25 protein-coding genes and 1 pseudogene are annotated in these 25546 nt (G+C 68.2%); 13 read left to right on the top strand and 13 right to left on the bottom strand.

The genetic code is table 11. From position 1 onward, the window contains the following. Positions 1–41: 41 nt before the first annotated feature. Genes ACQP2E_RS10140 through ACQP2E_RS10115 form a run of 6 tightly spaced genes read left to right on the top strand, consistent with a single transcriptional unit; the run spans position 42 to position 6307 of the window. The gene (locus ACQP2E_RS10140) at positions 42–1541 is read left to right on the top strand and encodes a FadD3 family acyl-CoA ligase (RefSeq protein ID WP_433830169.1); all 1500 of its coding nucleotides are present in this window, start codon (positions 42–44) and stop codon (positions 1539–1541) included. Beyond that, positions 1538–2368 carry an enoyl-CoA hydratase gene (locus tag ACQP2E_RS10135; RefSeq protein WP_433830167.1) on the top strand — a complete coding sequence of 277 codons (831 nt, stop codon included), beginning with the start codon at positions 1538–1540 and terminating at the stop codon, positions 2366–2368. The genes ACQP2E_RS10140 and ACQP2E_RS10135 overlap by 4 nt, the downstream gene beginning before the upstream one ends. Next, positions 2365–3498: an acyl-CoA dehydrogenase family protein gene (locus ACQP2E_RS10130; protein ID WP_433830165.1), complete on the top strand. Its 1134-nt coding sequence runs from the start codon at positions 2365–2367 to the stop codon at positions 3496–3498. The genes ACQP2E_RS10135 and ACQP2E_RS10130 overlap by 4 nt, the downstream gene beginning before the upstream one ends. Next, positions 3495–4466, top strand: coding sequence for an acyl-CoA dehydrogenase family protein (locus ACQP2E_RS10125; RefSeq protein ID WP_433830163.1), 972 nt, complete (start codon positions 3495–3497; stop codon positions 4464–4466). Before ACQP2E_RS10130 ends, ACQP2E_RS10125 begins: the two co-directional genes overlap by 4 nt. Next, positions 4463–5446: an acyl-CoA dehydrogenase family protein gene (locus ACQP2E_RS10120; RefSeq protein WP_433830161.1), complete on the top strand. Its 984-nt coding sequence runs from the start codon at positions 4463–4465 to the stop codon at positions 5444–5446. Before ACQP2E_RS10125 ends, ACQP2E_RS10120 begins: the two co-directional genes overlap by 4 nt. Before the next feature lie 33 nt (positions 5447–5479). Then, complete coding sequence (locus ACQP2E_RS10115) at positions 5480–6307, top strand: hypothetical protein (RefSeq protein ID WP_433830159.1); 828 nt, start codon at positions 5480–5482, stop codon at positions 6305–6307. A 149-nt stretch (positions 6308–6456) separates the two neighbouring features. Here the strand turns inward: ACQP2E_RS10115 and hsaB are convergent, their stop codons facing one another. The 4 genes from hsaB to hsaA are packed head-to-tail and all read right to left on the bottom strand — an operon-like array spanning position 6457 to position 9875. Next, positions 6457–7014 (bottom strand): 3-hydroxy-9,10-secoandrosta-1,3,5(10)-triene-9,17-dione monooxygenase reductase subunit, encoded by a 558-nt coding sequence (gene hsaB / locus ACQP2E_RS10110; protein ID WP_433830157.1) that lies wholly within the window; start codon positions 7012–7014, stop codon positions 6457–6459. Continuing rightward, positions 7011–7910 (bottom strand): iron-dependent extradiol dioxygenase HsaC, encoded by a 900-nt coding sequence (gene hsaC, locus ACQP2E_RS10105; RefSeq protein WP_433830155.1) that lies wholly within the window; start codon positions 7908–7910, stop codon positions 7011–7013. The genes hsaB and hsaC overlap by 4 nt, the downstream gene beginning before the upstream one ends. Then, a complete protein-coding gene (gene hsaD, locus ACQP2E_RS10100) occupies positions 7907–8704 on the bottom strand; it encodes a 4,5:9,10-diseco-3-hydroxy-5,9,17-trioxoandrosta-1(10),2-diene-4-oate hydrolase (RefSeq protein WP_433830152.1) in 798 nt (265 codons plus the stop codon). Before hsaD ends, hsaC begins: the two co-directional genes overlap by 4 nt. Positions 8705–8708: 4 nt before the next feature. Next, positions 8709–9875, bottom strand: a complete 1167-nt coding sequence (hsaA, locus tag ACQP2E_RS10095) for a 3-hydroxy-9,10-secoandrosta-1,3,5(10)-triene-9,17-dione monooxygenase oxygenase subunit (protein ID WP_433830150.1) — start codon at positions 9873–9875, stop codon at positions 8709–8711. A 106-nt stretch (positions 9876–9981) separates the two neighbouring features. On the opposite strand from hsaA, the gene ACQP2E_RS10090 reads away from it, so the two are divergent. The 3 genes from ACQP2E_RS10090 to ACQP2E_RS10080 all read left to right on the top strand — a co-directional run bounded on the left by ACQP2E_RS10090 (position 9982) and on the right by ACQP2E_RS10080 (position 12956). Further along, complete coding sequence (locus ACQP2E_RS10090; protein ID WP_433830148.1) at positions 9982–11094, top strand: Rieske 2Fe-2S domain-containing protein; 1113 nt, start codon at positions 9982–9984, stop codon at positions 11092–11094. 248 nt (positions 11095–11342) lie between these two features. Further along, a complete protein-coding gene (locus tag ACQP2E_RS10085; protein WP_433830146.1) occupies positions 11343–12266 on the top strand; it encodes a flavin reductase family protein in 924 nt (307 codons plus the stop codon). A 261-nt stretch (positions 12267–12527) separates the two neighbouring features. After that, on the top strand, positions 12528–12956 hold the full coding sequence (locus tag ACQP2E_RS10080) for a hypothetical protein (RefSeq protein WP_433830144.1): 429 nt from the start codon (positions 12528–12530) through the stop codon (positions 12954–12956). A gap of 89 nt (positions 12957–13045) precedes the next feature. Here ACQP2E_RS10080 and kstD (ACQP2E_RS10075) read toward each other — a convergent pair whose 3' ends face one another. Then, on the bottom strand, positions 13046–14602 hold the full coding sequence (gene kstD / locus ACQP2E_RS10075) for a 3-oxosteroid 1-dehydrogenase (protein ID WP_433833874.1): 1557 nt from the start codon (positions 14600–14602) through the stop codon (positions 13046–13048). 85 nt (positions 14603–14687) lie between these two features. Between kstD (ACQP2E_RS10075) and ACQP2E_RS10070 the strand changes: the two genes are divergently transcribed. From ACQP2E_RS10070 to dmpG, 3 genes are read left to right on the top strand one after another with little or no spacing between them, the layout of a single operon-like run. Beyond that, positions 14688–15569 (top strand): 2-keto-4-pentenoate hydratase, encoded by an 882-nt coding sequence (locus ACQP2E_RS10070; protein WP_433830142.1) that lies wholly within the window; start codon positions 14688–14690, stop codon positions 15567–15569. Then, a complete protein-coding gene (locus ACQP2E_RS10065; protein WP_433830140.1) occupies positions 15566–16429 on the top strand; it encodes an acetaldehyde dehydrogenase (acetylating) in 864 nt (287 codons plus the stop codon). Before ACQP2E_RS10070 ends, ACQP2E_RS10065 begins: the two co-directional genes overlap by 4 nt. Next, complete coding sequence (gene dmpG / locus ACQP2E_RS10060) at positions 16426–17439, top strand: 4-hydroxy-2-oxovalerate aldolase (RefSeq protein WP_433830138.1); 1014 nt, start codon at positions 16426–16428, stop codon at positions 17437–17439. The genes ACQP2E_RS10065 and dmpG overlap by 4 nt, the downstream gene beginning before the upstream one ends. Positions 17440–17911: 472 nt before the next feature. Here the strand turns inward: dmpG and ACQP2E_RS10055 are convergent, their stop codons facing one another. The 6 genes and pseudogenes from ACQP2E_RS10055 to ACQP2E_RS10030 all read right to left on the bottom strand — a co-directional run bounded on the left by ACQP2E_RS10055 (position 17912) and on the right by ACQP2E_RS10030 (position 22653). Further along, entirely contained in the window at positions 17912–18415 is a 504-nt protein-coding gene (locus ACQP2E_RS10055; RefSeq protein WP_433830136.1) for an FBP domain-containing protein, read from the bottom strand. A 42-nt stretch (positions 18416–18457) separates the two neighbouring features. Continuing rightward, entirely contained in the window at positions 18458–19597 is a 1140-nt protein-coding gene (locus ACQP2E_RS10050) for a lipid-transfer protein (protein WP_433830134.1), read from the bottom strand. Beyond that, on the bottom strand, positions 19594–19905 hold the full coding sequence (locus ACQP2E_RS10045) for a MaoC/PaaZ C-terminal domain-containing protein (protein WP_433833872.1): 312 nt from the start codon (positions 19903–19905) through the stop codon (positions 19594–19596). The genes ACQP2E_RS10050 and ACQP2E_RS10045 overlap by 4 nt, the downstream gene beginning before the upstream one ends. A gap of 48 nt (positions 19906–19953) precedes the next feature. Beyond that, positions 19954–20817 (bottom strand): annotated as a pseudogene (locus ACQP2E_RS10040) (bifunctional MaoC family dehydratase N-terminal/OB-fold nucleic acid binding domain-containing protein); the annotation flags it as partial. Beyond that, positions 20814–21941 (bottom strand): acyl-CoA dehydrogenase family protein, encoded by a 1128-nt coding sequence (locus tag ACQP2E_RS10035; RefSeq protein WP_433830132.1) that lies wholly within the window; start codon positions 21939–21941, stop codon positions 20814–20816. The pseudogene ACQP2E_RS10040 and the gene ACQP2E_RS10035, both read right to left, overlap by 4 nt. Then, a complete protein-coding gene (locus tag ACQP2E_RS10030; RefSeq protein ID WP_433830130.1) occupies positions 21922–22653 on the bottom strand; it encodes an acyl-CoA dehydrogenase family protein in 732 nt (243 codons plus the stop codon). Before ACQP2E_RS10030 ends, ACQP2E_RS10035 begins: the two co-directional genes overlap by 20 nt. Positions 22654–22753: 100 nt before the next feature. On the opposite strand from ACQP2E_RS10030, the gene kstR reads away from it, so the two are divergent. Next, entirely contained in the window at positions 22754–23350 is a 597-nt protein-coding gene (gene kstR, locus ACQP2E_RS10025) for a cholesterol catabolism transcriptional regulator KstR (protein WP_433830128.1), read from the top strand. Here the strand turns inward: kstR and ACQP2E_RS10020 are convergent. Next, the gene (locus ACQP2E_RS10020; RefSeq protein WP_433830126.1) at positions 23339–23767 is read right to left on the bottom strand and encodes a type II toxin-antitoxin system Rv0910 family toxin; all 429 of its coding nucleotides are present in this window, start codon (positions 23765–23767) and stop codon (positions 23339–23341) included. The two genes, kstR and ACQP2E_RS10020, sit on opposite strands and share 12 nt — an antisense overlap. A gap of 18 nt (positions 23768–23785) precedes the next feature. After that, on the bottom strand, positions 23786–25462 hold the full coding sequence (gene kstD / locus ACQP2E_RS10015; protein WP_433830124.1) for a 3-oxosteroid 1-dehydrogenase: 1677 nt from the start codon (positions 25460–25462) through the stop codon (positions 23786–23788). Between the last annotated feature and the right edge of the window lie 84 nt (positions 25463–25546).

The following is a 25546-nucleotide window of genomic DNA, read 5'->3' as shown; positions in this document are numbered from 1 at the left end:
CCGAACCAAGCACTTGCTTGGTAAATCCTCGGGAGGCCTGGGTGGAGCAGACCATCCCGGCGGCGGTGATCCGCGCGGCGCGCGAGTTCGGTCCGGCGCCGGCGCTGGTGGATCCGGCTGCCGGCCGGTGGACGTTCGCCGAGCTGCGGGACGAGGTCTTCGCGGCGGCCCGGGCCTTCATCGCGTCCGGGATCTCGCCGGGCGACCGGGTGGCGATCTGGGCGCCGAACACGGCGCACTGGGTTTTCGCGGCGCTGGGCGCGAGCTGCGCGGGAGCCGCGCTGGTGCCGATCAACACGCGCTACACAGCGGTCGAGGCCGCCGACGTGCTCACCCGCAGCGGCGCGAAGGCACTGATCGTTTCCGGTTCTTTCCTGGGCAGGGACCGTTCGGCGGAGCTGAGCGCCGCCGACCTCGCGCTGACGGTCACCCTTGCCGATGAGGGGTGGGCGAGCTTTCTGCGACGCGGCCTTTCCGCGCCGGTCGCGCTTGCGGAGTCACGAGCGGCGGGGGTACGCGCGGACGACCTCAGTGACATCCTCTTCACCTCCGGCACGACGGGCCGCAGCAAAGGTGCCATGAGCGCACACCGGCAGGCGCTGGCTGTCGCGGCTTCGTGGAGTGCGACAGCTGGGCTTCGACCGGAGGACAACTACCTGGCGATCAACCCGTTCTTCCACAGTTTCGGGCTCAAGGCGGGGATTCTGGCCTGCCTGCTGACCGGGGCCACGATCGTCCCGCAGGTGGTCTTCGACGTGGGGCGGGCCGGTGAGCTGATCGCCGCCGAGGGGATCACGGTGTTGCCCGGCGCGCCGACGCTCTACATCGGGCTGCTCGACCACCCGGAGCGGGAGAAGCAGGACCTGTCGTCGCTTCGGCTCGCCGTGACCGGCGCCGCCACCGTGCCGCCGGCGCTGGTGGCTCGGATCCGCACCGAGCTGGGCATCGGGACGGTGCTCACGGCCTATGGGCTGACCGAGGCCGTCGTCGCGACGATGTGCCGGCCCGGTGACGACGACGAGACCGTGGCCACCACCTGCGGCCGCGCCGCCGCCGGGATGGAGGTGCGGCTCGCCGGCAACGACGGGGAGGTTCTGTTGCGGGGACCCAACGTGATGCTTGGTTATCTCGACGACCCGCAGGCGACCGCCGCCGCGATCGACGCTGAGGGGTGGCTGCACACCGGGGACGTCGGGCGGCTGGACGGGCGCGGTTATCTGACGATCACCGATCGACTCAAGGACATGTACATCTGTGGCGGGTTCAACGTCTATCCGGCCGAGGTCGAGCGGGCACTCGCCTCGATGCCGGGGGTCGCTGAGGCCGCCGTCGTGGGAGTGGCCGACGAGCGGCTCGGTGAGGTGGGGCGGGCTTTCGTCGTACCCAGGAATGGGGTTGATCTTGATCCTGGGGAAGTGATCAGTTTCTGCCGGGCGCGGCTCGCGGGATTCAAGGTGCCGCGGCGGGTGGATGTGCGGGAGTCGTTGCCGCACAACGCCTCCGGCAAGGTGCTCAAGTTTCTGTTGCGGAGTGAGCGATGACAGTGCTCTACGAGGTGCGGGACCGGGCCGCGCTGATCACTTTGAACCGGCCTCGGTACCGCAACGCACAGAACTCGGCGATGACCTATGCGCTCGACGACGCGTTCACCCGGGCCGTCGACGACCCGGGCGTCGCCGTGATCGTGCTGGCCGGCGCGGGTGACCACTTCTCCGCCGGGCACGACATCGGCACGCCGGAACGCGACGCCGACGAGTCCTTCACCCGGCGGGCCGCGCAGTGGTGGGACCACACCGACAAAGCCGGCGCGGATCGGCGGATGGCCCGGGAGCTGGAGGTCTACCTGGGCATGTGCCGCCGCTGGCGGGAGATCCCGAAACCGTCGATCGCGATGGTGCAGGGCGCCTGCGTGGCGGGCGGGCTGATGCTGGCCTGGGTCTGCGACCTGATCGTGGCGGCCGACGACGCGTTCTTCGCCGATCCGGTGCTGCGGATGGGCATTCCCGGCGTGGAGTACTTCGCGCATCCGTGGGTGGCCGGGCCGCGGTTCGCCCGCGAAATGCTCTTCACCGGTGATCGGTTCTCCGCACAGCGCGCCTACGAGGTGGGCATGGTCAACCGGGTCGTGCCCCGGGAACGCCTTGCGGACGAGACGTTCGCGCTGGCCGGGCGGATCGCCACGATGCCGCCGTTCGGGCTGGCCCTGGCGAAACGGGCCGTCAATCTCTGCGAGGACCAGATGGGTCTGCGCGCCGGCATGGACTCGGTCTTCGGCCTGCATCATGTCGCGCACGCGCACAACGCCGAGACCAGCGCGGACTCCCTGGGTGGGATGGACGCGGCCGCCATGAAAAAGGCCGCCCGGTGAACCTCGATCTGGATCCGGCCGCGGCGGCGTTCGTCGCTGAGGCCCGTGACTGGCTGGCCGCGCACGTACCGTCCGAGCCACTGCCCGGTGTGGACACACCGGACGGTGACGCCGCGCATCGCGCCTGGGAGCGGCAGCTTTTCGACGCCGGGCTCGCGGTGGTGGCGTGGCCTTCCTCGCTGGGTGGCCGGGATGCTCCGCCACTGCACACCCTGCTTTTTGATGAGGAGTACCACGCAGCGGGCGCGCCGATCAGGATCGGACAGAATGGCCTGTTCCTGCTGGCGCCGACCCTGCTCGCGCACGGCACCGCGGAACAGTGCGCGCGGATTCTGCCGTCGATGGCCCGGGCCGGCACGGTCTGGGCGCAGGCCTGGTCCGAACCGGACGCCGGCAGTGATCTCGCCTCGATCCGGTCGCGGGCCGTTCCTGCCGACGGTGGCTGGCTGCTCAGCGGGCAGAAGACGTGGAGCTCACGGGCGGTGATCGCAGACCGGGCGTTCGGGCTGTTCCGTAGCTCGCCGGACTCCGAGCGGCATCGTGGGCTCACCTATCTCATGTTCGACCTGCGGGCGCCGGGTGTGACGGTTCGTCCGATCCAGCAGCTGGACGGGTCGCACGGGTTCGCCGAGATCTTCCTGGACGACGTGTTCGTGCCGGACTCGGACGTGATCGGTGAGCCCGGTGACGGCTGGCGGGTGGCGATGAGCACTGCTGGTCACGAACGAGGGCTCACGCTGCGTGGTCCGGGTCGCTTCACCGTGGCGGCCGACCGGTTGGTGGCCTTGTGGTGGTCCGCCACCGATTCTTCGGACTTCTCCGGCGGTGCGCTGCGGGATCGGGTTGCCGACTCGTGGATCGCGGCGCGGGCCTATCGGATGAGCGCCTATCTCTCGCTTGATCGGCCCATCCCGCCCAGCGCGACGAAGCTCTTCTGGTCGGAAACGGACATCGCGCTGCACGAGACAGCGCTTGACGTGCTCGGTGCGGGCGCCGAGATCGATCCGGCCTGGACGGCCGGATATCTCTTCGCCCTGGCGGGCTCGATCTACGCCGGGACCAACGAGATCCAGCGCGACATCCTCGCTCAGCGGGTGCTTGCTCTTCCCCGGGACATGGGTACGCGATGAGACTCGCACCGTCGGTGGAACAGGCCGCGTTCGCGGGGGCGCTGCACGACGCGCTCGCCGGGGTTTGGGGGCCGTCGGCAGGAGGGCCGTCGCCGGGCTGGGGTGTGCTTGCCTCCACCGGGGTGACCGGGCTTGCCGTGCCGGAGCGGTTCGGTGGGGCCGGGGCCTCGGCTGCTGATCTGGTGGTGGCGGCTGAGGAACTGGGGCATCACGCCGTCGCCGGGCCGGTCGCCGAGTCGATTGCCGCCGTTCCGGTGCTGCTCGCCGGGTGCGGCGACGAGCAGTTCGCCGCGAAGTGGCTGCCGGAACTCGCCGCCGGCCGGATCGTCGCCAGCCTTGTCGCGCCGCCGTGGCTGCCGTTCGCCGTTGATGGGGACTCGGCTGGTCTGGTGCTTGGTGCGGACAGAGACGTGGTTCGGATGGGGCGGGGCGGTTACGCGTACCCATCGATGGACAGCACGCGCCGGATCGCTGAGGTCTCACCCGGCAGCGTCGTGGCCGAAGGCCCGGCGCTCGTCCCCGTCGTCGAGCGCGCGCTGAATCTCGGGGCGCTCGTCTGTGCGGCGCAGCTGCTGGGGCTGGGGCGGGCGCTGCTGGAGGCTTCGGTTCGGTACGCGCGGACCCGGCAGCAGTTCGGCGGGCCGATCGGGCGGTTCCAGGCTGTGCAGCATCGGCTGGCGGATGTGGCGGTGGGGCTGGAGTTCGCGCGGCCGCTCGTGTACGCCGCCGCAGCCGCCCTGGACGGCGATGGGAATGCGCGGCGGGATGTGTCAGCGGCGAAGGTGGCCTGTTCGGAGGCTGCGCAGCGGGCGGCTCGGGCGGCGTTGCAGGTTCACGGGGCCATCGGGTACACGCGGGAGCACGGGCTCGAACGATGGCTGACAAAGGCGCGGGTGCTGGCTCTGAGCTGGGGTACGCCCGGACAACACCGGGCCCGCGTGATGACCGAACTGGCGAGGGGACAATGAGCGAGGAACATGACGCGTTGCGGTCGGCGGTACGCAAGATGCTGGCCGGGGCCTCGGCACGGTCCGGTCATGGCACCGGGCTGTGGCAGCGGCTCTGCACCGAGATCGGGGTGGCCGGCCTGACGATTCCGGAGCAGTGGGGCGGTTCCGGCGCGACTCTGCTCGAAGCGCTCGTCGTGCTGGAGGAACTGGGCCGGACGCTGACGCCGGCGCCGATGCTCGGCGGGTTGCTGGGCACTCAGGCGTTGCTGGACTCCGGCAATACGAATGTGTGCGCCCGGCTGCTCCCGGAGGTCTGTTCCGGCGAACGAATCGTCGGTGTGAGCTGGGACGGCACGGTGATCGACGGCTTCACCGATCTGGTCGCGGTGTCCGAGGGGTCGCTGTTTCAAGTCGACCCCGAGTCCCGGCGGGGCTTGCCGGCGCTGGACCTGACGCGGCAACGCAGCGCGGTCTTGTCCGGCTCGGCTTTGTCCGGCTCGGCTTTGTCCGGCTCGGCTTTGTCCGGCTCGGTGGCCGTGCGTCTTGGACCGGTGTCCGCTGACCGGCTCCGGGACGTCGCTTGTGTGGCGCTCGCCGCCGAACAGGTCGGCGCCGCCTCGCGCGCGCTGGAGCTGACCGTCGAATACGCCAAGACCCGGGTCCAGTTCGGCCGGCCGATCGGAGCGTTCCAGGTCCTGCAGCACCGGATGGCCGAGAGCCACGTCCGCACCGAAGCCGCGCGATCCGCGTGCTGGACTGCCGCCGAAGCCCTGGTGGCGAGCGCACCGGAAGCCAGCCATCTGGCCGCTGTAGCGAAGGTGTGGTGCTCCGAGACGTTCCGCGAGGTTGCCGCCGAGATGGTCCAGGTACACGGCGGAATAGCCATCACCTGGGAACACGACGCACACCTTTACCTGCGGCGGGCGTGGGATGCGGCCCAGCTGTTCGGCTCACCCCAGCAGCACCTGAACCGGGTGGCCGAAGCCCTCTTGGCCTGATCTCAATCTTCGTAATTGATCTAGGGTGCGCGCATGCTGGCTTCTGCTGCGGATGTGCGACATGTCGGCCACCGGATGTGGCGCCGGGTGGCTCGCTGGGGTGCGGTGGCCTGGGTGGCGGTGGTGTGCGCGGGTGCGCTGGCCTCGGCCGGTGCGTGGGTGGGATGGCGGAACGCCGGTCCGCTGCCCAGTGACCAGCAGGCGACGGAGATCGTCGGTGAGGTGCTGCCGGGGGCGGTGATCGGTGAGATCGAACGGTGGGACGTGACCTTCGGCGACCAGATGCCTGCCTGGGTGACCCGGCTGATCAGCGATGACGAGTACGACGGTGGGTCGGTGCTGGTGAGCGTTCCGGTGCCGGACGTCGCGGCGGTTCGCGAAACGCTGGCGCGGACCGGCTGGCGGATCCTGCCGAACTCCGGTGTCGAACGGATCAGCGACGGTCAGACGGTGGAGTTCGTGACTGCCCGCCGGCACGGTGTGGAGATGGCCGTCTTCCACGACACCCGGTACGGCGGCGAGGGAATCGTGTTCCAGCATCCCGAGCCGGCCCCGGTACGGGAGCTGGCGCTGGCCGGCGGCGTCGCCGGGCTGCTGCTCGGCGGGTCGGCGGCGCTGATGTTCACCGCCGGGCACGTCGGCCTCCGGCCGTGGAACAAGTCCGCCTGGGCCGGGGGCGTGCTGCTGGCACTGCCGACGGCGGCGGTGGTCTCGGAACTGCTTCACCCTGCCGCGGCGATCCCACCGGATGTGCCGGGGGCGCCGTGGGACGGATACGTGTACTTCAAGCTTCTGATCGTCCTCGGCCTGATCAGCTGGGGACGGGCCTGCGTGCTGCGGCATCGGCACCGGCGCCGTTAGCCACTCCGGGACCTATGTGCTTTTCACGTGGCACACCCATTGTGGGTGTAGCCACACCCACAATGGGTGTGGGACATAAAACGACATTGCCCGTCGGACGGACGGCCAGCCATTTTCGGCCGGCTGGCCGAGCGGCTGGGCGGGTTGGGTCAGATCCAGTCGTTGTGGCGGGGCCAGGAGAGGAGGGTGTCGACCACCTCGGGGGTTTCGTGGGGGGAGACCGCCACCGTCGCTGTGTAGCGGCCCCGATGGAAGACCAGCGGAGGGGTGTCGCGGCACTCCCCCAAGGCTGTCACCCGGCCCACCACTATGACGTGGTCGCCGCCCGGGTGGACCGCTTCGATCTGGCAATCGGCCCAGGTCAGGGCGCCCGTCAGGATTGGCGCGCCGGACGGGGCCGGTGACCAGGCGCCCTCGGTGAAGTGGTCGCCTCCCGGGCTGCCGAAGAGGCGGGAGAGGTCGCGCTGGTCGTCGGCCAGGACGTTCACCGCGAAAAAGCCGGCGGCCCGGATCCGGCGGCCCGTCCGGGAGGCGGAGCGTACGCAGAACAGGACCAGGGGTGGGTCCAGCGACAGCGGGGCGAAGGCCTGGCAGGCGAAACCTGCCGGGCCCTCGTGGTCGGCCGTGGTCATCACCGTGACGCCGGTGCAGAAGTGCCCGAACACGCGGCGGAAACGACGGGGATCGATGGACACCGAGAGGGTCAATGCTCGCCGCCGCCGAAGAAGCGATGGCCCCAGACACTGTGCGAGGTCGTCTCGCGGGCCACCCAGGCCGGGTCGTCGACGGTCAGGCCGCCATATCCGTACTCGATGTCGAAACCGCTCGGCGTACGCACGTAGAACGAGATCATCTCGTCGTTGGCATGCCGGCCCAGGGTCGAGATCATCGGGGCTTTGTGGCGGCCGCAGCGATCGATGGCGCGGCCCACGTCGTCGATCGACGCGGTCTCCGTCATCAGGTGGATCAAGCCGGTCGGTGCCGGAATCGGTGCGAAGGCGATGCTGTGGTGGCGCGGGCCGCAGCCGAGGAAGCGCATCCAGAGCGGCTTGCCGGACGGCGGCAGTCCGATCATCTCAGGATGCAGCCGCATCGAGTCGCGCAGCCGGAAGCCGAGGAGTTCGGTGTAGAAGCGCAACGAGGCCGCGTCGTCGGTGGCCGGCAGCACGGCGTGGCCCATGCCCTGCTCGCCGGTGACGAACGTGGTGCCGTACGGCGACGCGAACGGCCGGGTGTCCAGGGCCGCGCCGCAGAAGAACTCCAGCCTGTTCCCGGACGGGTCGTCGACGGTGATCGCTTCGGCCACCCGGCGGTCGGCAAGGTCGTCGACCGGTTTGACGGCTACCCCGGCGGATTCCAGGGCGTCACGCAGACGAGCCAATGCCGAAAAATCCGCCAGCTCCCATCCGGTGGCCACCAGACGGTCCTTGGAACCGGGAGTCACCACGATGCGGGCCGGTAACTCGTCCATGCGCAGATAGACAGAATCGGGAGCCGGCCCTCGGCCCAGCGCCATCCCCAGCACCTTGGTGCCGAACTCCTGCCAGGCGGGCACGTCGGTCGACTCGACCCGCAGGTAGCCGAGAGAACGGATGAGACTCACGAGTCCTCCTTGGTGAGGAAGTCGATGGCCAGGCGGTTGAACTCGTCGAATTTCTCCAGGTGTGCCCAGTGCCCGCAGCCGCCGAAGACGTGCAGCCGGGCGTTACGCAGCAGTTTCAGCGCGACGAGCGCGCCGTCGAGCGGGTTGACCCGGTCCTCCCGGCCCCAGACAAGAAGCGTCTCGTGCTGTATCCGATGGGCGTCCCGCCAGAGCAGACCTTCCTCGGGGAAACGGGCGAAGGACGCGCCCATCTCGCCCATGGCCCGCAGCGCGGCCGGCGCGGAGGCCGCCTCGAAGCGCTCGTCGATCAGCGCGGACGTGATCAGCGACGGGTCGAAGACCAACGTGCGCAGGAATGCCGCGAGCTTCTCCCGGCTCGGGTCACGACCGAAAGCGCCCAGGCGTTTCACGCCCTCGGTCGGATCGGCGGAGAACACGTTGAGGCTCAGACCGCCGGGGCCCATCAGCAGCAGGCGACGGGCGCGCTCCGGAAAATCGAGGGCGAATCGTACGGCTGTGCCACCGCCCAGCGAGTTGCCGATCAGGTCGACCCGGTCGATGCCGAGCTTGTCCAGCAGGTCGGCGAGGCGGTCTGCGGCGACCGTGAAGTACTGCCCGGTGATCGGGTCACCGAGCGAGCCGCCGTATCCCGGCTGGTCGACGGCGAGCACGTCGAAATGCGGGGCCAGCGCGGGGATCGTACGCTCGAAATTGCTCTTGGCGGACGCGCCGGGGCCGCCTCCGTGGAGAAGGACCACCGGTGAGCCCGCGCCCTCGCGGGAGAAAGCCAGCATCAGATCACACCATTGCGTCGTTGAGCGGCAGGCCGAACTCGCCGCGACCGAACATGGACAGTGCGCGCTCCGGGTCGTTGATGGCATGGACCCGGCCGGCGTGCGCGTCGCGCCAGAACCGCTGGATCGGGGTGCCGACAGCGAGCGCCCGGCCGCCGGAGTTCTCGAAGAGGCGGTCGACGGCCCGGATGGAGAGTTCGGTTCCGCGTACCTGGTCGCGCCGGATGCGCAAGCGCAACGAGATCGGAAGTTTCTCGCCCGCGGTGACCAGATCCATCAGCTCGGTCATATTGGCCCGCAGGGCCAGCCAGGCGGCATCGACATCGCTCGCCGCCTCCGCGACCCGGACCTGGGAATGCGGATCCTCAGCGGCGCGGACCCCGGCATAGGCGGCCCGGACACGCTCGCGGGTGTAGTCGACATGCGCCCGGTACGCGCCGGTGGCCATCCCGATCAGCGGTGTGGTGATCGCGTAGGAGAAGATCGACGCGTAGGGGATCCGGTAGAGCGGGCCCGGGTTCTGCTCCTGGCCGGGGCAGCGCAGGCGGGACGTGTCGTTGAAGCTCAACGATCGATATCCGGGCACGAACGCGTTGTCGACAACGATGTCGTTGCTGCCGGTGCCGCGCAGGCCGACGGTGTTCCAGACGTCCTCGATCCGGTAATCGCTGATCGGCAGCAGGAACGTGCGGAAATCAGCCGGTGTGCCGTCGTCGCCGGACGGGACGATGCCGCCGAGCAGCACCCAGGTGGCGTGATCACAACCGGACGAGAAGCTCCAGCGGCCGGTCACCCGGTAACCACCGTCGACCGCGGTGATCTTGCCGGTGGGTGCGTAGGACGACGACAGCCGGGTGCTCGGGTCCGGTGCCCAGACGTCCTGCTGGGCACGGTCCGGGAAGAGGCCGAGCTGCCAGTTGTGCACGCCGACCACCGAGGCGACCCAGCCGGTGGAGCCGCACGCCGAGGCGATCTCGCGTACGCCGGTCAGGAACGTGAGGGGATGCGCTTCGAAGCCGTCGAAACGGGACGGTTGCAGGAGACGGAAGAAGCCGGTCTCGGCGAGCGACTTCACCATTTCTGGATCGAGGGCTCGACGGTCCTCGGTGTCCTGGGCTCGCTCGCGAAGAACCGGTAACAGTTCCCGGACCGCGTCAAGTACCGCTTCCATGAGATGCCTCCCAGGTCTTCGGCTCGGTGTTTGGCTCTCTCTCGGCGTGGCGCCTATAGTAGAACACGTTCTACATGACCGACCAGATCCTCCGGAGGTCGATGCCATGCAACCTCGCCTTATCGACACAGGAACCGCTCCGGCCAGGTTCGCCCGCGGCTGGCACTGCCTCGGGCTGGCGGACTCGTTCCGCGACGGGCAGCCGCACCCGATCCAGGCGTTCGGCACGAAGCTCGTGGTCTTCGCCGATTCCAGCGGTGAGCTGCACGTGCTCGACGGTTACTGCCGGCACATGGGCGGCGATCTCACCATGGGGACGATCAAGGGCGACACCATCGCCTGCCCCTTCCATGACTGGCGGTGGCGCGGCGACGGTCGTTGCGAGGCTGTTCCGTACGCACATCGCGTGCCGCTGCGCGCGCGTACCCGATCCTGGATCACCTGTGAGGAGAACCGGCAGCTCTTCGTCTGGAACGATCCACAGGGTGGTTCACCGCCGCCGGAGGTGGCGATACCCCGGATCGACGGTGCTTTCTCCGACGAGTGGAGTTCGTGGACCTGGGACTCGGTGCGCATCGACGGGGCGAACTGCCGGGAGGTCATCGACAACGTGGTCGACATGGCGCACTTCTTCTACATCCACTTCGCTTTCCCGACGTTCTTCAAGAACGTTCTGGAGGGCCACGTGGCGGCCCAGTTCCTGAACACCCGGCCACGCCCGGACGTGCCGATCACGGCCAGCCAGTCCGGGGACACCACGCTGCGGTCCGAGGCGGCCTACTACGGGCCGTCCTACATGATCGATTACCTCTACAACACCTGGCACGGCATCGAGGTCGAGTCGGTTCTGATCAACTGCCACTATCCGGTCTCGCCGACCTCGTTCGTCCTGCAATGGGGCGTGATCGTGAAGCGGCTGCCAGGGCTCACCACCGAGCAGGCCTCCCGGGCCGCCGCCAAGTTCGCCGAAGGGGTCGGCGTCGGATTCCTGCAGGACGTGCAGATCTGGCAGAACAAGTCACGCATCGACAATCCGCTGCTCTGCGCCGAGGACGGGCCGGTTTACCAGCTGCGGCGGTGGTACGAACAGTTCTATGTGGACGTCGCTGATGTCACCGACGACATGACGGCGCGGTACGAGTTCGAGGTGGACACCACCCGGGCGGTGGAGACCTGGGAGGCCGAGGTCGCCGCCAATCAGGCCGCGCAGGCCTCATGAAGTCATCTCCGGAACGGGATTCCTATCTGACCGGCGGCTTGAAGAAAATCGGCTGTGACCGGTGCGGGGCGTCGGTTCTGGCCGGCAAACGCAGTGCCATGCAGACGAGCGTGCAGTGGCCGGCGGGTGGGTGTTCCCGGCTTCTCGATGCTGCCGGCGGGCGGCCTCCAGCGCTGGTTCCGACCTGCCCCGATCTTAGGGCGAGCATTGATCGGGCGGTGCGCGAGGGGCGATTGGAGGTGAGCTAGTTGCCCGATTTTTCGGATATTTCGGTTGTTTCGGTGATCATAGAGACTGCGGAGGCGTGCTCGCTGGTTCTTGACGCGTCGTTCTCCTATCAGCCGGGGCAATATCTGACAGTGCGGACACCGGTTGGTGCACGGTGTTATTCGCTGTCCAGCTCACCCTTTGCGTCCTCGCTGCCGAAAATCACTGTCAAACGAGTGCGCGGCGGCGCGGTCTCGAACTGGATCTGTGATCACGTGCGGCCCGGCGATCGGATCGAGTGCTCGGCGCCGGCCGGCACGTTCACCCCGTCGACGCTCGACGACGACCTGCTGCTGCTCGCCGGCGGCTCCGGCATCACCCCGATCATGGGAATCATCAAGGCCCTCCGCGGCCAGGCCTTTCTTCTGTACGCGAACCGCGACGCCGACTCGATCATCTTCCGGGACGAGCTGGACCGGCTTCTCCCGGTGACGCATTGGCTCGATCGCACGCAAGGGCTGCCCACCGCGGACGGGCTTGCGCCGTTGCTCATTCCGTACCGTGATCGCGCAGCGTTCGTCTGTGGCCCGGAACCGTTTGTCGCGGTCGCGGAGAAGGCGTTGCAGCTGGCCGGCGTCCCCGCCGCGCGCATCAGGATCGAACGCTTCGAGATCGAGCCGGTCGGCGACATCGACTCGTCGATCGAGGTCGCCATCGACGGCCAGACCCACACCCTCCCCTGGCCGGCCGGCAGCCGCCTGCTCGACGTGCTGATCGACGCCGGCCTGAACCCGCCGTTCTCCTGCCGCCAAGGCCAGTGCGGCGCCTGCGCGGTCCGCCTGACCGGCGGCGAGGTGGACCTGCTCCACAACGAGATCCTCGATGAGGAGGACTTCGCCGAGAACTACATCCTGGCCTGCCAGGCAATCCCCCGAACCCCAACGGTCTCGATCACCTACTTCTGAACGAATCGGCGCGGATGTTGGCGTTGCCTTCGCATTCGCATAGGGAGGGCCGCGCTGTTTCGGGTGGCTTTGATTCTGCCTATCGATCGCGATGCGAAGGACGCGCCCGGGTCTGCGGTCCCCGGGGCCGCATTCGGGTTTGTGTAAAGCGGGTGACCGGATTGAATCGGAGAGCCCGGCGGATGCCGGATCGGCGGGTGCCGGATCGGCTGTGGTGATCGCGGCGGATCGGCGGTCTCGGGCTGCCTGCTTCGGTTCTTCATGTCCCAGGGCTTCGGCTGTTGCGGCCATGGTGGGCGTCTGGGTGCACGCGCTGAAAGTTTTTCCTGGTGGAGTGGCTGCGGTGCTGTCGCTCGGATCGGTTTCGGCTGGTGGTGCGGGCAGACAGTTGTCGCGGGTGTCGCCGGTGTCGCGGGTGTCGCCGGTCTCGGCGCTGTCGGCGGTGTCGGCGGTGTCGCGGGCGTGCAGTTGACGGAGGCGCCGGGCATGTCGTTGCGTCAAGCCCCACGAACGATGCCGCTCGTGCTCCCGCCGGAACTCCTCGGCCGCGGCCGAATAATTACGGCGCAGCGTCCGATCCCGGAGATGCCTCGTCGGAAAAAAGGAGAGCTGCGCCATACCTCCATCGTCCGCAACCAACCCGGCATCAACGACAACAAGCGCCCGATCTTCAGATCAAGAAATGTTTGAAAATCCACGAACCTGCCCCGAGAATTCGCTTACCGAAACCGCACAGTAATGACGGGATCGAAATGTATGTCTCGGCGCCCGGGCTGGCTTCACGACCCGGCCATGTCCAGCGCGGCTATGTATCCGAATGTCATGGCCGGGCCCAGTGTTGCTCCGGCGCCCGCGTAGCCGCGGCCCATCACCGTTGCCGAGGTGTTGCCGGCCGCGTAGAGGCCGGGGATCAGCGCGCCGGTGGAGTGCAGGACCCGGGCGCGTTCGTCGGTGCGGAGGCCACCTTTTGTGCCGAGGTCGCCGGGGACCAGGGAGAACGCGTAGAAGGGGGCCTTGGAAAGGGCACCGAGACACGGGTTCGGGCGCTGGCGGGGATCGCCGTAGTAACGGTCGTAGGCGGACTCGCCGCGGCCGAAGTCGCCGTCGTGGCCGTCGCGGGCGAAATCGTTGAAACGCTCCACGGTGGAACGTAGCGCCTCGGGCGGGACGCCGATCGCAACAGCCAGGTCTTCCAGGGTGTCCGCGCGGTACGCGATGCCGGCGTCGAACCAGCGGCGGGGCAACTGGGTACGCGGGGCGCGGCCGGCGAAAACGTATCGATCGCGGTAGCTCTGGTCGGTGACCAGCCACGACGGCAGGTGTGCGGGCGGGCCGAGCATGGTGTGGACGGCCTCGACGTACGGTGCTGACTCGTTGAGGTAACGGCTCCCAGAACGGTCGACCACGAGGCTGCCGGGCAGGTTGCGTTCGGCCAGGCAGAAGTACGGCCCGCTGGGCAGTGGGATGGACGGCCCCCACCAGGCCTCGTCCATCAGGTCGAGCGCGGCGCCGAGTCGCCGGCCCGCTTCGATGCCGTCGCCGGTGTTGCCCGTGGCGCCGACCGTCCACTCGGTGCCGATGTTCTGGAACTGGCGGCGCATCCGCTCGTTGTGATCGAAACCGCCGCTCGCCAGAAGCACCCCGCGCCGGGCGAGCAGTTCCTCCTCGCCGCAGCGGACCCCGATCACCCGGTTGCTGTCGACGATCAGGTCGCTCATCGGCGTACCAAGAAGGACCTCGACGCCGGCGGCGCGCAAGCCGGCCCGCAGGCCGGCGGCGAGCGCCTGACCCATGGTGAGCTTGCGGCGGCGCCGGAATCGGTCAGCGGCGGTCACAGCGGCGAGCCGGATCGCGGTGGCGACCGCGCGGGGATGCCGCAGGCCCAGCGAGAGCCAACGGTAATCAACAGCGGTCACGGCCATCCCGTTCGGCGCCGCGAGGTAGGGCGGTGCGAGATCTTTCAGATCCGGTCCGGCGATGCGGGCATCCAGCGGGCGAGGTTCGACGGTACGCCCACGCGCCAGGCCACCCGGCGCTTCCGGGTGATAGTCCGGGTAACCCGGCACCCAGGTGAAATCGAGCGGCGTGTGCGCGCGGACCAGCGCCAGCATGTCGGGGCCGTGCGTGAGGAACGCTTTCTGCCGGGCGACCGGGACGTCCGGCCCGGCGACGTGCGCGAGATAAACGGCTGCGTCACCGCTGTGGTCTCTCAACACCTCGTTGCCGGGCAGCCACAGGCCGCCGCCGGAACGAGCCGTCGAACCGCCGAAGAGCGGCGCCTTCTCCACCACGATCGTGGTCAGTCCGCGCCGGGCCGCGGTGAGCGCCGCGGTCATCCCGGCCGCGCCGCTACCAACCACGACGACATCGAATTCTCTCACTAGAACAGGTTATAGTTATCAAGCTCCGGGGCGCCATCGGGTGCGCGCAGCCCGGCACGCGTTGCTGGTGGATCGCTACGGCGGCGGATCTGTGACTCGACGCTGTACCGGGCGGCTGCTGCTTTGCTCCTGGGGGGTGCAAATGCTCACTGATGATGAATGCCGGGTGATCGCTGACCGATTGTGGACAGCTGAGCGAGATCGGGTGCCCATTCCGCCGATCACCCGGGACTGGCCCGGGCTGACGGCGGCTGACGCTTACCGGATTCAGCTGTTGAATGTCAGCCGGCGGCCGGATCGGGTTGTCGGGCACAAAGTGGGCCTGTCGTCGGCGGCCATGCAGGAGATGATGGGTGTCGACGAGCCCGATTACGGTCATCTCCTGGAAGGCATGCGGCTCCACGAGGATTCGCCTGTGGACGCTCGCCGGTATTGCTATCCGCGCGTCGAGATCGAGGTGGCGTTTCTGCTCGGGGCGGATCTGCCCGGCCGGGACTGCACCGAACAGGATGTTCTTGACGCCACCGAGGCCTTCGCGCCGTCCATCGAGTTGATCGACAGCCGGATCGAAGACTGGCGGATCGGGCTTGGGGACACGATCGCTGACAATGCTTCGTCTGCCGGGTTTGTGGTGGGGGCTTCGCGCGTACCGTCTCTTGATTCTCGCGGCATCGTCGCGGTTCTTTATCGCGGTGACGAACCGGTGGCGGAGGGCCGGTCCGACGCCGTTCTTGGTGATCCGGTGATCGCTGTCGCGTGGCTGGCCCGGACCGTCGCGGGATTCGGGGTCCGGCTGCGGGCCGGGCATCTGATCATGCCGGGGGCCTGCGCGCGGGCGGTGGATGTGCGGCCCGGGGACTCGTTCCGGGCGGAGTTCAGTGGGCTCGGATCGGTGCGGCTGGCGTTTGTGGGGGAACCATGAAGACAGCGGCTATCGTCGGGTCGGGAAATATCGGGACCGACCTGATGTACAAGCTTCTGCGTTCACCGGTGATCGCGCCTCGGTGGATGGCCGGGATCGATCCGTCGAGTCCGGGGCTTGCGCGGGCGGCCGACGCCGGGCTGGCGACGAGTTCCGGCGGGGCCGAATGGATTACCTCGCTTGATCCGCTGCCGGACATCGTGTTCGAGGCGACTTCGGCGACCGTGCATCGGGCGAATTCTTCGCTGTACGCCGCCGCCGGCATCAGGGCGATTGATCTTACTCCCGCAGCGGTGGGCCCGGCCGTGGTGCCGTCGGTGAATCTCGGTGACCATCGGGATGCACTGAATCTGAATTTGATCACCTGTGGCGGTCAGGCGACCATTCCGATAGTGTTCGCTGTTTCGCGGGTGGCGCCGGTTTCCTATGCGGAGATCGTCGCGACGGTCGCTTCGAAATCGGCGGGCCCTGGTACCCGGGCGAACATCGACGAATTCACCCGGACAACCAGCCGGGGACTGGAAACGATCGGTGGCGCGGAACGGGGTAAAGCGATAATTGTCTTGAATCCGGCTGAGCCTCCGCTGGTGATGCGGGATACGATTTTCTGTGCTGTTCCGCCGTCGGTGGATCGGGCGGTCGTGGTGAAGTCGATTGTGGAGATGGCCTCGGACGTCGCCCGATATGTGCCGGGATATCGATTGCTGGACGAGCCGCAGTTCGATGTGGTCGGATCGGTGTTGCGGGTCGGGGTGTTCGTCGAAATATCCGGTTCTGGCGACTATTTGCCGAATTATGCTGGGAACCTGGACATCATGACCGCTGCCGCCGTCCGGGTGGCCGAGGAGCTGGCGCGATGACGACCTCGATCAGGATCACCGACTCGACGCTGCGGGACGGCTCGCACGCCAAACGGCACCAGTTCACCACCGGCGAGGTACGCGACGTCGTGTCCGCCCTGGACGCCGCCGGGATCCCGGTCATCGAGGTGACACACGGCGACGGGCTGGGCGGGTCGTCGTTCACCTACGGACTGAGCCACACGCCCGAGCAGGAGCTGATCAAGGTCGCGGTGGCAGCGGCTTCACGAGCGAAGATCGCGTTTCTGATGCTTCCCGGCGTCGGCGTCATCGACGACATCCGGGCCGCCGCCGGGAACGGCGCGACGGTCTGCCGGATCGCCACCCACTGCACCGAGGCCGACATCTCGGTGCAGCACTTCGGGCTGGCCCGGGACCTGGGGCTGGAGACGGTCGGGTTCCTGATGATGTCCCACTCCGTCACGCCTTCCGTGCTGGCGCGTCAGGCCCGGATAATGGCGGATGCCGGCTGTCAGTGCGTCTACGTGGTCGACTCGGCGGGGGCGCTGGTGCTCGACCAGGTCAGCGATCGGGTGTCGGCGCTGGTCTCCGCGGTGGGGAACGACGCCCAGGTCGGTTTCCACGGCCACGAGAACCTCGGGCTCGGCGTGGCAAACTCGATCCTGGCGGTCCGCGCCGGCGCTCAACAGATCGACGGGTCCACGAGGCGCTTCGGGGCGGGCGCGGGAAACACGCCGGTCGAGGCTTTCGTGGGGGTCTGCGACAAACTCGGGATCGAGACGGGCGTGGATTTCTTCGCCATCGTGGACGCCGCGGAAGAAGTGGTCAGGCCGGTGATGCCGGATGAATGCCGGTTGGACCGGATGGCTTTGATCATGGGGTACGCCGGGGTTTATTCGAGCTTCTTGTTGCATGCGTATTCGCTGGCCGAGCGTTACGGGGTGTCGGGGGCGGAGATCTTGGTACGCGCTGGCGAGCGCCGGTTGGTGGGCGGCCAGGAGGACCAGTTGATCGCGATAGCGAGGGAGCTGGCAGCCGCGCCAAGCTAAGCCCGGCAATCCGCGGGGGTTGGGCCGCGGCGGGTCGTTGCACGGAACTGGCGTTGCACAGAGCTGGCGTTGCACAGAGCTGGCGTTTGCACAGAGCTGGCGTTGCACAGAGCTGGCGTTGCACAGAGCTGGCGTTGTTCGGAGCTGGCGTTGTTCGCAGATCTTGTGAGGTTGTGGTCGCGGCAAAAGCTCACAAGGTCAGCCCGCATCGCCTTCCGCCCGCCGGCTGGCACCCGAACTCGACACGCAGGCAGGTGCCGACCCCAGCTGTATCGAGTTGCGGCGCGAAACGAGACCAAAGCGCGGGCACAGACGCCGGCGCGGGCACAGACGCCGGCGCGGGCATGGGGTGGGTGAAGGCGGTTTGGGGAAGGCGTTCGGTCGGGCAGCAGCGGTGATTATCAGGGGAAGCTGTTTGGCCCCGCTTGAGCGGGGCCGAGTCTTGTACGGTCTACCTCCGCCAGGATCGACATCAGCCTGCCGCCACCCGGTCGGTGAACGCGGCCAGGTTCTTCGTCGCCCGGTCGATGCGTTCGTCGAGGGTGAGCGTCTCCTCACGGCGTACCAGGCGCATCTTCGGCTGGCGCTTGCCGCGCAGGTACAGCGAGCAGCCCAGGTCGGCGCAGATGTAGATGCCCACCGTGTTGCCGCGCCTACCGGACGGGCCGGCCAGCGGCGCCACGAAGAGCACCACCCCGCCGGCGCCGTGCTCGGTCAGGCAGACCTGGCACATGCTGGCGCGCATCGCGGACGCCTTGACCGATTCCGGCCGCCGGAGCACGAGCCCGGAAAGACGGTCAGCGCCCGGGATCACCAGGAGGGCCCGCTGCGGTGCGCCCGGGTCGGTCCAGCTGAGAAAGTCCAGGTCAGCCCAGGGTACGGAGGTGAAACCGGCCGGTAGCTTGATCCGGCTGGCTTCACCCTTGCTGCAGTTGATGAAGGAATCTCTGATCACCTTCTCGTCGAGTGGTCGCATGCGCGCGAACCTAGCTCACGCAAGATCCCTCGACCACTCGTTTTAGGCGAGCACCAGGCCGCTGGTGGGCACTCCGGTACCGGCCGTGACCAGCACCGGGCCGTCGCCGGGCACCTGGTTGACCGCGGTGCCGCGTACCTGCCGGACGGCTTCGGTGATGCCGTTCATGCCGTGGATGTAGGCCTCGCCGAGCTGGCCGCCGTGCGGGTTCACCGGGAGCCGGCCGCCGAGCTCGATCCCGCTGTCCGCGACAAAATGCCGCGCCTCGCCACGGCCACAGAACCCAAGTTCTTCCAACTGCATCAATACGTACGGAGTGAAGTGGTCGTACAGAATGGCTGTGCGGGTATCGGACGCCACGTAACCGGATTGCTGCCAGAGCTGTGCCGCCACCACTCCCATCTCCGGCAGTGCCGCCACCTGAGGCCGGTAGTAGCTGGTCATCACGAACTGGTCCGGGCCACTCCCCTGCGCCGCCGCGCTGATCACGGCGGGACGTTGCGGAAGATCACGCGCCCGGGAAACCGAGGTCACCACCAGGGCCACCGCGCCGTCGCTCTCCTGGCAGCAGTCCAGCAGCCGCAGCGGTTCGGAGATCCACCGGGACGCCCGGTGCTCGTCGAGCGTGATCGGCCGGCCGTGGAACCAGGCGTACGGGTTTGTGGACGCGTGCCGGCGCATCGCCACGGCAACCCGGCCGAAGTCGTCGGGGGCGGCGCCGTAGTCGTGCAGGTACCGCTGGGCCACCATCGCGACCATCGCGGCCGGGGTGGCCAGCCCCATCGGGTGGTGCCAGCCGGAGTCCGGGTCCGGGGAGGCGATCGCCCGGCCGAACCGGCGGCCGGACCGTTCGTTGAGAGCGCGGTAGCAGACCACGACGTCGGCCAGGCCGGCCGTGACCGCGAGGACTGCTTGCTGGACTACCGCACAGGCGGCTCCGCCCCCGTACCCGATCCGGCTCAGGAAGCGCAACTCGCCCATCCCCAGCTCGCGCGCGACGGCGATCTCGGGGTTGTTGTCCATGCCGAACGTGACCAGGCCGGAGACGTCGGACGGCCGCAGGCCGGCGTCGTCGAGCGCGGCACGCACTGCCTCGACGGCGAGACGCAACTCGCTGCGGCCGGAGTCCTTGGAGAACTCGGTGGCGCCGATCCCGGCGATCGCGCAGGTGCCGCTGATCATGACGCCACCGTGACCGTGCCGGTGACGTGAACGCCACGGGCGGTCCGGCCGACGACGGCGATCTCACGCTCGGAGAGCACGGTGCCGGTGAAGGTGAGCGTGTCGCCGGCGTAACAGGGTGTGCCGAGCCGGATCGAGATGCCTCGCACGGCAGCATCCGGCAGATGATCGGTGACGTACCGCTGAACAAGCCCAGTCGTCGTCAGGATATTGACGAAAATATCTGGATTACCCCGCCGGGCCGCGGCGTCGCGATCATGATGCACGTCCTGGAAATCCCTGGTCGCCAGCGCGGTGCTGATGATCATCGTGGGGGTGACATCGACCGTCCAAGAATCCAAGATCGGCAGATCGGGGCGCCAGACGGGCAGCCCGCCGTCGAAGAACACCCGAACCGGATCACCGATACTCACCGGCCGTGGCCCGCGCACCTCGCCGACCATCCGGACCCCCTCGGCCAGGTCGATCAGCCCGATCACGAACGGCGTCCGCCGCCCCGGAATCGGCGGATGGTGGTGCACCACGAAGCTGTGAATCGTGCCGAGACCGGAGGCCACCGTGTGCTCCTGTTTCGCCGCACCGCATCGCGGACAGGCCGGTCCGGGCGGGTGCCGCAGCGCCCCGCACTCCCCGCAACGCTGAATTCGCAGCTCACCAGCGGCGATGCCGTCCCAGAAGAACGCGGTGTCCAGCGTGATCACCGGCGCGAGCGGCGCAGGAGAGACGGTGCCGAGCGGCGCAGGAGAGACGGCGCCGGGCGAGCCAGGGCGATATTTCAGGATCCGGAACGTCATCGTCGCCACCGGCTCGTCGCCACAGAACCACGTGCTGACCGTCGTGACGAACCACCCCTCCCCCAGCGATGTCCGTTTAGGACCAGTCACCGACTCCAACCGGCTCCGCACCGAAACCTCTTCACCAACCCGCAGATAACGGTGATAAACCTGCTCGGAATCGGTGGCGACGACATTGGGGAAACCCGCCTCGTCCAGCACGGCCGACATCTCCTGCAACGGATCGGCAGCCCTCGGAGAAAGACCGCGCATCGTCCAGACCTGAATCATCGCGGGCGGCGCGACCGCCTGATAACCCGGATGGCGATCACCCATTGCCTCCAGCCAATTCCGGATCATCGGCAAATTGACCGGATCCCGTCCGATCCGCGATTCCGAATCCCCCGCCGCCAGCAATCGCGCGATCACATCCTGCACAGAACTCACCTCGGCACTCGCGGCAGGCCAAGACCCGCACCAGCGATGATCTCCCGTTGCACCTCGTTCACGCCGCCGCCGAACGTCAGCACGAGGTTCCGCTTGTTCTGCAGGTCCAGCCACTCCAGCAGTTCCGGATCACCGCCGAACCGGGCGACGACCTCGGCCAGCTCGTTGCCGATCCGCAACAGCCGTTCCGAGGCGAAAACCTTGGTGGCGGAAGCGTCGGCCGGATTCGGCTCGCCGCCGGCGATCTGCCCATTCAGCAACTCATTCACACGCAGCGCCGCGAAACTCGCGCTCAGCGCGCGGCGGACCTCCGGGTGGGTCACGCTCCCGCTTCGGTACGCCCAATCGCGTACCGAATCGAAAAGCGCACCCAATCGCCCGGCCGGACCGAGCATCACGCGTTCATGATTGAGCTGCGCGGTGATCAGCCGCCACCCGTCGTTCTCCGCACCGACAAGCATCTCGGCGGGCACCCGCACATCACTCAAATGCACAGTGTTCACGTGATGAGCACCGTCATAGGTGATCAGCGGTGTCCACGAATAACCAGGATCGGACGTGTCGACGATCAGGATCGACAGCCCACGATGCCGGGGCGCGTCCGGATCGGTGCGGCACGCCAGCCAAAGAAAATCCGCGTCGTGCGCGCCGGTGGTGAACGTCTTCGTCCCGTCGACGGCATAGTACGCGCCGTCGCGAACCGCCCGGGTGCTCAGCGAGGCCAGATCAGTCCCGGACTCAGGCTCTGTGTAGCCGATCGAGAAGTGCAGCTCCCCGGCGAGAATCGGTGGCAGAAATCGGTCACGCTGCGCCTGGGTGCCGTGCGCCAGCAGGGTCGGCGCGACGGTCTGCAACGTGACGGCGGGCAGCGGCACATCAGCGCGCGCCGCCTCGTTCACGAAGATCTGCTGCTCGGCCGGCCCGAGCCCCCGCCCGCCGTACTCCGCCGGGAAGCCCAGCCCGAGCCACCCGTCGCGGCCCAGGCGCGCCACCAGCTCCCGATGCGCGCGTCCATGCCGTTCCCGGGCGAGATCGGCGCGTTGCGCCACGGTCAAGAGCCTGCCCATGTACGCACGAAGCTCCTCACGTAGTTCCCGCTGGGAATCAGTGAGATCGAGGAACACAGTGCTCCCCCAACGTCGTCAGCGTCTGCTCGGCGCCACCGAGGAACCGGACCATGTCGCGGATCATCGTGGTGTGCCGGTGCAGCGGGTAATCGATCATCAGGCCGAGACCGCCGTGCAGGTGATGACAGGTGCGGATGGCCGGCGGCGCCTCGGCGGTGAGCCACTGCGCGGCGACCGCGAGGTCCTCACCGGCGGGCCGGCCGGTGCCGAGCCGCCAGCATGCGGTGAGCACTGCCAGGTGCAGGGTGCGGCTGGCGATGTAGACGTCGGCGATCTGCTGGGCGACGGCCTGGAACGTGGCGAGCGGCTTGCCGAACTGGTGCCGGGTGCGGATGTGCCCGGCGGTCAGATCCAGGGCGCCGGCCAGTGCTCCGTCGGCCAGGGCACACGCCGCCGCTATCGCGAAAGGGTGCTGTTCGTGGAGGTAGGGGCCGTCAAGGCGTACCCCATGGTCGGGAACGAGGGTGACCGAGTCGCCAAGGATCTGGATGGCCGGGGTGGTGGCCGCGTGGCGGCCGATCTCGGTGAGCACGAGGGTGGTCTCGAAGATACCTAGCCCGGCGCCGCCGTCGCCCTCCGGTGCACCGAGAGTGAGCAGGCCGGCCTGGCCAAGGTCTTTCCAGAGACGCTCCGGAGTGTCCGACCCGGCGACCACCTCGGCGGCGAGCCGGCTGATCGCCTTCTGCGTCTCGTCCGGGCGGAAATCCATACTCGGATTAGAACATGTTTCAGTTTGAGTGCGCCACCGATGGGTGACACAGGTACGCAACGCGCCGTTGCTAGGCTTGATTCACTGCGGAAGGGGCACGATGGCGACAGCGAGAACGAGTACCACTGATGTCGAGCAGGGTTCGGCCGCGCAGCGTGATCGGCGCCGCCGGATCCTGGAGGCCACGCTCGCGCTGGCGTCGAAGGGCGGTTACGACGCCGTGCAGATGCGCACGGTGGCGGAAAAGGCCGAGGTCGCTCTCGGCACGCTCTATCGCTACTTCCCCTCGAAGATCCATCTGCTGGTCTCCGCGCTCGCGCTGGAGCTCGAGGCGATCCAGGACAAGCTGAACCGCAAGCCGATCCCGGGCGACACGCCCTATGACCGCACGCTCTACGTCCTCACCCGGGTGACCGGCGCGCTGCAGCGTGACCCAATGCTCGCCGAGGCGATGACCCGGGCCTTCATGTTCGCCGACCCGTCCGCGAGTGCCGAGGTCAACGCGGTGGCGCGGCTCATGGAGGACATGTTCACCCGGGCCATGCACGACGGCGAGCCGACTGCGGACGACCGCGCCAAAGCCCGGGTGATCGGTGACGTGTGGCTGTCGAACCTGGTGGCCTGGGTGACCCGCCGCGCGTCGGCGAACGACGTCGTCAATCACCTGGAGCTGGCGACGAGGTTGTTACTCCACTAGACCTGTCAGCTTGTCGAGGGCCTGTTTGGCGGCGGGGCCGGCCTGCTTCTCCAGCATGGCGGCCATCGGGCCGTTGAGCGCCGGGCCGAGGAACTCCATGTCGTACGTGACCTGGGTGCCGCCCTCGGCCGGTTCCAGCTGGAAGCGGTTCTTCGCCTTCACACCCATCGGGCCGTCGCCGGCCTGCTCCAGGGTCTTACCGTCCGCGGTGACCACTTTCCAGGCCATGTCCGCGGGCATGCCCATGAGCTTCACCTTCTGCCTGTACTGAGCGCCCTCGGTCAGGGTGGCCGGCACGTCGCCGGTGAAGCCCTGGTGCATGGCGTTCCACTCGGGGGTGCGGCTCGGGTCCACCAGCACGGCCCAGATCTGCTCCGGGTTTGCCTTCGTCACGGTCGACACGCTGACCTTGGGCATGACGTTCCTCCTGTTTGTCTAGCTTGCTGCCAGGTCTTTTCCGGCCAGGTCTTTTCCGGCCAGGTCTTTTCCGGCCAGGTCTTTTCCGGCCAGGTACCCGAAGGTCATCGCCGGGCCGAGGGTGGAACCGGCGCCGGCGTAGCTGTGACCCATCACGGCTGCCGACGCGTTTCCGGCCGCGTACAGCCCGGGGATCGCTGAGCCGTCCGGGCGCAGGACGCGGGATTGGACGTCGGTGGTCAGGCCGCCTTTCGTACCGAGGTCACCCGGCACGATCTTGAAGGCGTAGAAGGGCGGGAGGCCGACCGGCGCGAGGCACGGGCTGGGCCGGTTCGTCGGGTCGGCGAAGTACGCGTCATAGGCGCTGTCGCCCCGATGGAAGTCGGTGTCCCGGCCGGCGCGGGCCTGGCCGTTGAACCGGTCGAGCGTGGCGCGCAACGCCGCCGCCGGTACGCCGATCTTGCCGGCCAGCCCGGTGATGGTCCAGTCCTTGACCAGGGCGCCGCTGTCGTACCAGGCCTGCGGGTACGGCAGGAGTGGCGCTGTCTCCTTGAAGAGGTAGCGGTTCCGGTACTCCTGGTCGGTGATCATCCAGGCTGGGAAGTGGTCACCGGCGTACATCGTGTGGACGACGTCGCTGTACGGCGCGGCCTCGTTGACGAACCGCCTGCCGGTGCCGTCGACGAAGATGTTGCCCGGCAGCGTCCGCTCGGAGAGGCAGAAGTACGGCCCCTCGGGCAGCGGGATCATCGGGCCCCACCAGGCGTCGTCCATCAGGGCGAGGCCGGCGCCGGCGCGCTCGCCCGCCTCGATGCCGTCGCCGGTGTTCGACGCGGCGCCGACCGTCCAGGCCGTGCCGATCGGCTCGTCCTGGAACTGCTTGCGCATCCGCTCGTTGTGCTCGAACCCGCCGCTGCCGATCATCACGCCGCGGCGGGCACGAATGAGTGTCTCGGTGCCGCCGACGAGCGCGATCACGCCGGCCACCCGGCCGTTCTCCACGTGGAGATCGACCAGCGGGGTGTTCAGCCGGACCGGCACGTCGGCGGCGAGCAGGCCGGCCCGCAGGCCACCGGCGAGGGCCTGGCCCATGGTGATCGGTTTCTGGCCCTGCGCGGCGAGCTGGAGGTAACGCCAGACGATCTCGGTGGCGACCGCGACACCCCGCGGATGGCGCGCGATCAGAGCCAGCCATCGGTAGTCGATGTCGTAGACGACGGTGCTGGGCGGTGTGGGCAGATAGGAGGGGTTCAGGTTCGCGTATTCGGCGCCCAGGATGTTCGCGTCGAGCGCCACCGGCTCGATCGAGCGGCCGTTCGGCATCCCGCCGGGCAGCTCCGGGTAATAGTCCGAATAACCCTCCATCCAGCGGAAACGCAGCGGCGACCAGCGCTGGATGAAAGCGATCGCCGGCGGGCCGGCCCGCAGGAACGCCTGCCGTTTGGCCACCGGCACCTCGGGGCCGACCACTGCGGCCATGTAGGTGTCGGCTTTCGTGAACGTGTCCGGAACGCCGGCGGCGAGCAGGACGTCGTTGTTCGGCACCCAGATGCCCGCGCCGGACCGGGCCGCGGAGCCGCCGAAGACCGGCGCCTTCTCCAGGACGATGGTGCTGAGTCCACTGCGGGCGGCCGTGAGGGCGGCTGTCATGCCTGCCGCGCCGGCGCCCACCACGACCACGTCGAACTCTTCCATGACGTCCCCTTTACCGGCTCGTGATGGGGCGGCAATAACTAGAACAGGTTATAGCAGTGTGAGATGATTCACTAGGTGCACACG

The organism is Actinoplanes sp. CA-015351 (genome assembly GCF_050955685.1).
Lineage (GTDB): Bacteria > Actinomycetota > Actinomycetes > Mycobacteriales > Micromonosporaceae > Actinoplanes.
This window is presented reverse-complemented; position numbering and strand designations above follow the sequence as displayed.

Bases quoted from the DNA above. Each gene is read 5' to 3' on its own strand.
- ACQP2E_RS10065 (WP_433830140.1), top strand. From the start codon at position 15,566: ATGAAGACAGCGGCTATCGTCGGGTCGGGAAATATCGGGACCGACCTG.
- ACQP2E_RS10080 (WP_433830144.1), top strand. From the start codon at position 12,528: ATGTCCCAGGGCTTCGGCTGTTGCGGCCATGGTGGGCGTCTGGGTGCA.
- ACQP2E_RS10020 (WP_433830126.1), bottom strand. From the start codon at position 23,767: ATGCCCAAGGTCAGCGTGTCGACCGTGACGAAGGCAAACCCGGAGCAG.
- ACQP2E_RS10055 (WP_433830136.1), bottom strand. From the start codon at position 18,415: ATGCGACCACTCGACGAGAAGGTGATCAGAGATTCCTTCATCAACTGC.
- hsaD (WP_433830152.1), bottom strand. From the start codon at position 8,704: ATGCTGGCTTTCTCCCGCGAGGGCGCGGGCTCACCGGTGGTCCTTCTC.
- dmpG (WP_433830138.1), top strand. From the start codon at position 16,426: ATGACGACCTCGATCAGGATCACCGACTCGACGCTGCGGGACGGCTCG.
- kstR (WP_433830128.1), top strand. From the start codon at position 22,754: ATGGCGACAGCGAGAACGAGTACCACTGATGTCGAGCAGGGTTCGGCC.
- ACQP2E_RS10125 (WP_433830163.1), top strand. From the start codon at position 3,495: ATGAGACTCGCACCGTCGGTGGAACAGGCCGCGTTCGCGGGGGCGCTG.
- ACQP2E_RS10090 (WP_433830148.1), top strand. From the start codon at position 9,982: ATGCAACCTCGCCTTATCGACACAGGAACCGCTCCGGCCAGGTTCGCC.
- ACQP2E_RS10120 (WP_433830161.1), top strand. From the start codon at position 4,463: ATGAGCGAGGAACATGACGCGTTGCGGTCGGCGGTACGCAAGATGCTG.
- ACQP2E_RS10115 (WP_433830159.1), top strand. From the start codon at position 5,480: ATGCTGGCTTCTGCTGCGGATGTGCGACATGTCGGCCACCGGATGTGG.
- kstD (WP_433830124.1), bottom strand. From the start codon at position 25,462: ATGGAAGAGTTCGACGTGGTCGTGGTGGGCGCCGGCGCGGCAGGCATG.
- kstD (WP_433833874.1), bottom strand. From the start codon at position 14,602: ATGACCGCGGCGCTCACCGCGGCCCGGCGCGGACTGACCACGATCGTG.
- ACQP2E_RS10050 (WP_433830134.1), bottom strand. From the start codon at position 19,597: ATGATCAGCGGCACCTGCGCGATCGCCGGGATCGGCGCCACCGAGTTC.
- ACQP2E_RS10045 (WP_433833872.1), bottom strand. From the start codon at position 19,905: ATGATCATCAGCACCGCGCTGGCGACCAGGGATTTCCAGGACGTGCAT.
- ACQP2E_RS10030 (WP_433830130.1), bottom strand. From the start codon at position 22,653: ATGGATTTCCGCCCGGACGAGACGCAGAAGGCGATCAGCCGGCTCGCC.
- hsaA (WP_433830150.1), bottom strand. From the start codon at position 9,875: ATGGAAGCGGTACTTGACGCGGTCCGGGAACTGTTACCGGTTCTTCGC.
- ACQP2E_RS10135 (WP_433830167.1), top strand. From the start codon at position 1,538: ATGACAGTGCTCTACGAGGTGCGGGACCGGGCCGCGCTGATCACTTTG.